The 328-nt window shown below is 63.1% G+C and carries 1 protein-coding gene and 1 pseudogene; both read right to left on the bottom strand.

Going from position 1 to position 328, the window contains the following annotated elements; all coding sequences use genetic code 11:
• Positions 1 to 146: WXG100 family type VII secretion target (locus LI94_RS21585; RefSeq protein ID WP_046302549.1), on the bottom strand; the 146-nt coding region annotated here is incomplete at its 3' end.
• 29 nt (positions 147 to 175) lie between these two features.
• A pseudogene (locus LI94_RS21590) lies at positions 176 to 328 on the bottom strand (type VII secretion protein EsxS); the annotation flags it as partial.

Genomic DNA, 328 nt, shown 5'->3' on the forward strand with positions numbered 1-328 from the left:
ATACCCGTATCGCCCTGCCACGCCGCCGACAACGCCGCCTGCTCACTGGCAATGTCAGCACCCACCGCCTGCAACGTGCCCGCATACCCGTTCATCTCAGCCGCATGGGCCAGCATCGCCGGGTAGTTGTACATAATCTGTGACATCAGTCTGCTCCTTTTCCCTGGTCCGCCCGCTAAACCCCGGTGTAACCAGAAGCCGCAGCAGCGTCAGCCGCCACATACGTCGAACCGGCATCCGCCAGATTCACCTGCGCCATATCCAGCAACGCATTCACCCGCGCCGCCATCGCCACAAACCGGGCATGCGACCCCTGAAACGCCGCAGC

Source organism: Mycobacterium sp. UM_Kg27 (genome assembly GCF_000972905.1).
GTDB lineage: Bacteria > Actinomycetota > Actinomycetes > Mycobacteriales > Mycobacteriaceae > Mycobacterium.